This is a genomic window from Bradyrhizobium sp. (assembly GCF_030646015.1).
Lineage (GTDB): Bacteria > Pseudomonadota > Alphaproteobacteria > Rhizobiales > Xanthobacteraceae > Bradyrhizobium.
This window is the reverse complement of record NZ_JAUSLT010000114.1, coordinates 1-2,943: the sequence shown is the minus strand read 5'-3', so window position 1 is coordinate 2,943 and position 2,943 is coordinate 1. Positions and strand designations below refer to the sequence as shown.

The window sequence follows — 2,943 nt, the reverse complement described above, 5'->3', positions numbered from 1 at the left end:
GAAATTGTAGATGCCGCCCTTGCCTTCGGAGTTGCCGGGATACCAGTTCTGCACCGTCGAATATTTGATCTCGGCGTCATCGTGCGTGACGAGTTCGACCACGGCTGCGTGCAGCTGGTTCTCGTCGCGCTGCGGCGCGGTGCAGCCTTCGAGATAGCTGACATAGGCGCCCTTGTCGGCGATGATCAGGGTGCGCTCGAACTGGCCGGTGTTACGCTCATTGATGCGGAAATATGTCGACAGCTCCATCGGGCAGCGCACGCCCGGCGGCACGTAGACGAATGACCCGTCGGAGAACACAGCCGAATTCAGCGTCGCGAAATAATTGTCCGAGGTCGGCACCACGGTGCCGAGATATTTGCGCACCAGCTCGGGATGCTCGCGGATCGCTTCCGAGATCGGCATGAAGATCACGCCGGCCTGCTTCAGCTCCTTCTGGAACGTGGTCGCGACCGAGACCGAATCGAACACGGCATCGACCGCGATGCGGCGCTCGCCTTCCGGGCGCACCACGCCTTCCAGCACCTCGACCTCGCGCAGGGGAATGCCGAGCTTCTTGTAGGTCTCGAGGATTTCAGGGTCGATCTCGTCGAGCGAGCCGATGGTCTTCTTCGGCTTCGGCGCCGAGTAATAATAGAGATCCTGGTAGTCGATTTTAGGATAGTCGACCCGGGCCCATTTCGGCTCGGTCATGGTCAGCCAGCGGCGATACGCCTCCAGACGCCATTCCAGCATCCAGGCCGGTTCGTTCTTTTTCGCGGAGATGAAGCGGACGGTATCTTCCGACAGCCCCTTGGGGGCCTTATCGGACTCGATAAGCGTCTCGAATCCATAACGATATTGATCGACGTCGATCCGGCGAACCCGATCAACGGTCTCTTGTACGGCCGCCATTCCATCCTCCGCTCGCGGTTTCAAGGACCGCGGTGTGGATCACTTCCAGAAGCTTTACGATGTTTCTTCGAGGAAATCACCTGCCTTAGAACCGTTCAAGCAGTGTTTCGTCGCTCCCTCTAAGTAGTGTACCGGCAAGCTTAAGCCAAGCCTCAAGGCAGCGATCAATGTCCTGCGATGTCGTGGACCAGCCCATACTGAGCCGCACGGCTCCCTGGGCGAGGTCAGGGCCTACCCCCATGGCTTCCAGCACGTGGGAAGGCTGAACCTTGCCCGAGGAACAGGCCGAACCCGATGATACCGCAATACCGGCGAGATCGAAGCCGATCACGGCCGTTTCCGCCCTGAGCCCGGGAACCGTGAACAGGACGGTGTTGGGCAGTCGGGGGACCTCGCCGGAGAACACGATGATCCCGGGGGTCCGCCGCAAGCCGCTTTCAAGCTGGCTTCGCAGCGCTCCGAGACGGGCTGCGTCATGTTCCAGCGTGCCCATAACGGCCTGCGCCGCCGCGCCGAACCCCGCGATTCCCGCCACGTTCTCGGTCCCGGCCCGACGGCCGAGTTCCTGACCGCCGCCCCGCAGCACCGGCTCGAGGCCAAGCACACCATCCGCCAAAATCAAGGCGCCGACGCCCTTGGGACCGCCGATCTTGTGCGCAGAAACCGTCACCAGATCGGCATCCAAAGCATTGATATCGAACGGTATCTTTCCAAAAGCCTGGATCGCATCGACATGCAGCAGCCCGCCCGCTTGATGTACGATCTCAGCGGCCTCATTTACCGGCTGAAGTGCGCCGGTCTCGTTGTTGGCAAGCATCACCGAGACCAATGCCGGGGGGCCGCCCGCCAGCAGCGCCCGCAGGTGGTTGAGGTCGAGCTGGCCCGAACGGGTGACGCCGACCTGTTCGATCGCTTCAGCCGGAAACCGGCCGCCCGACAGCACCGAGGCGTGCTCTATCGCTGAGACCAGCAGCCTTTGCGCCGGAAGTCCGGCCCCACGCCGCAAGCCCGGTGTCAGCGCCAGCGCATTGGCCTCGGTTCCACCCGACGTAAAGACGAGGTTGCGCGGCGAGGCGCCGACGGCGCCCGCGACCCTGGCCCGCGCCTCCTCGACCAGCCGGCGGGCCTGGCGGCCTTCGGCGTGCACCGACGAGGGATTGCCGCTGAGTTCCCATGCCGCCGCCATCGCCTCTCTGGCCTCGGGGCGCAGCGGCGTGGTCGCATTCCAGTCGAGATAGATCCGGTCCGGCATGGTAGTATTATATTACCTTATAGACGTATGCGCGACGGCGGCCGCCAAAACCGGCCCGGGCAACCTTATCGCAAGTGGGGATCACCCCGTCGCCTGACAATCGCAAACGCTAACGCGTTGAACGCACTGCGAGATGTTCAAGAAGCTTGCTTTTGGCCCCTCGCCTCATGCTAGAACGCGGCCTCCAGTTCACCGAGCGCCGTTCGCATCGCGCCAAACGACGCCTGATCCGCCCCTTTAACTCTGCAAGGCTTCATTGGCGAACATGCCGGATGAAGCCGCCCAAAGGCGGTTGATTTTGCCGAGGAATCAAAATGCCTGAAGTCATCTTCACCGGCCCCGCAGGCCGCCTCGAAGGCCGTTATCATCCGGCCAAGCAGAAGAACGCGCCGATCGCGATGGTGCTGCATCCGCATCCGCAGTTTCACGGCACGATGAATCACCAGATCATCTACCAGTGCTACTACGCCTTCGCGCATCGCGGCTTCTCGGTGCTGCGCTTCAATTTTCGCGGCGTCGGCCGCAGCCAGGGCTCGTTCGATCACGGCACCGGCGAGTTGTCCGATGCCGCCTCCGCGCTCGACTGGGCGCAGACCATCAATCCCGAGGCGCGCGCCTGCTGGGTCGCCGGCTTCTCGTTCGGCGCCTGGATCGGCATGCAGCTTTTGATGCGCCGGCCCGAGGTCGAAGGTTTTATCTCGATCGCGCCGCCCGCCAACCTTTACGACTTCTCGTTCCTGGCACCCTGCCCGTCGTCGGGCCTGATCGTGCATGGCGAGAAGGATGCGGTGGTGCCG

The 2,943-nt window shown here is 62.8% G+C and carries 3 protein-coding genes; 1 reads left to right on the top strand and 2 read right to left on the bottom strand.

Features of this window, described 5'->3' with window-relative positions:
• Together sufB and Q7T45_RS18185 are read right to left on the bottom strand one after the other, a co-directional pair.
• The coding region (gene sufB / locus Q7T45_RS18190; protein ID WP_304872421.1) for a Fe-S cluster assembly protein SufB at window positions 1–894 on the bottom strand (894 nt) is incomplete at its 3' end.
• Between the two features lie 85 nt (window positions 895–979).
• The gene (locus Q7T45_RS18185) at window positions 980–2,146 is read right to left on the bottom strand and encodes a cysteine desulfurase family protein (protein WP_304872419.1); all 1,167 of its coding nucleotides are present in this window, start codon (window positions 2,144–2,146) and stop codon (window positions 980–982) included.
• A 314-nt stretch (window positions 2,147–2,460) separates the two neighbouring features.
• On the opposite strand from Q7T45_RS18185, the gene Q7T45_RS18180 reads away from it, so the two are divergent.
• Window positions 2,461–2,943: alpha/beta hydrolase (locus Q7T45_RS18180; protein WP_304872418.1), on the top strand; the 483-nt coding region annotated here is incomplete at its 3' end.

Coding starts and splice junctions, on each gene's coding strand:
- Q7T45_RS18185 (WP_304872419.1), bottom strand. CDS start 2,146: ATGCCGGACCGGATCTATCTCGACTGGAATGCGACCACGCCGCTGCGC.